The organism is Microvirga sp. P4_G7 (assembly GCF_056401005.1).
Map to the genome: position 1 here is coordinate 1 of NZ_JBFUKD010001029.1, position 902 is coordinate 902.

Genomic DNA, 902 nt, shown 5'->3' on the forward strand with positions numbered 1-902 from the left:
CATACAGGCCGTAGCCGATGTCGATGCCATAGGCGACAGCGCGATTGGCCGGGATCGTCCAGGGTGTCGTCGTCCAGATCACGACCGAAGCGCCATCGAGATCGCCGTCGAGCGTCCTCAGGATCGGGAATTTCACCCAGATCGTGGAGGACGTCTTCTCATGGTACTCGACCTCGGCCTCGGCCAACGCCGTCTTCTCGACGGAAGACCACATTACCGGCTTCGAGCCACGATAGAGCTGGTCCGAGACGGCGAAGCTCATGATCTCGCGGGCGATCTGCGCCTCCGCGTCGAAGGCCATGGTGGTATAGGGATGAGCCCAGTCACCCTCGACACCGAGKCGCTTGAATTCCTCGCGCTGAACATCGATCCACTTTTCGGCGAACGCGCGGCATTCGCGACGGAACTCGACGATATCGACGTCGTCCTTGTTCTTGCCTTTGGAGCGATATTCTTCCTCGATCTTCCATTCGATCGGCAGACCATGGCAGTCCCAGCCGGGGACGTAGTTCGAATCAAAGCCGAGCATGCCCTGCGAGCGGACGACGAGGTCCTTSAGGATCTTGTTGAGCGCATGYCCGATATGGATGTKGCCRTTSGCATAGGGMGGGCCATCGTGAAGGACGAAGCGGTTGCGCCCCTTCTGCACCTGGCGGAGACGCTCGTAGAGCTTCAGCTCGTTCCAGCGCTTGAGCAGCAACGGCTCGCGCTGAGGCAAACCGGCCCGCATGGGGAAATCGGTCTTGGGCAGAAACAAAGTTTCAGAATAGTCGCGCGCGGCGGCTTGGGTCTTATCGGTCATGGTTCATTCGGTCTTGGATGGTCCGCAGCGACGGAGCGCATCTGGCAGTCTTTCGGGGACGAAACAGCTATATCCCAGACCTTCGCGTTCAGGCGAGGGC

1 protein-coding gene is annotated in these 902 nt (G+C 60.0%); it reads right to left on the bottom strand.

Annotation, left to right across the window (positions count from 1 at the left end; translation table 11 throughout):
• The coding region (locus AC1DT3_RS22785) for a class I tRNA ligase family protein (RefSeq protein WP_477467437.1) at positions 1–802 on the bottom strand (802 nt) is incomplete at its 3' end.
• Positions 803–902: the final 100 nt, after the last annotated feature.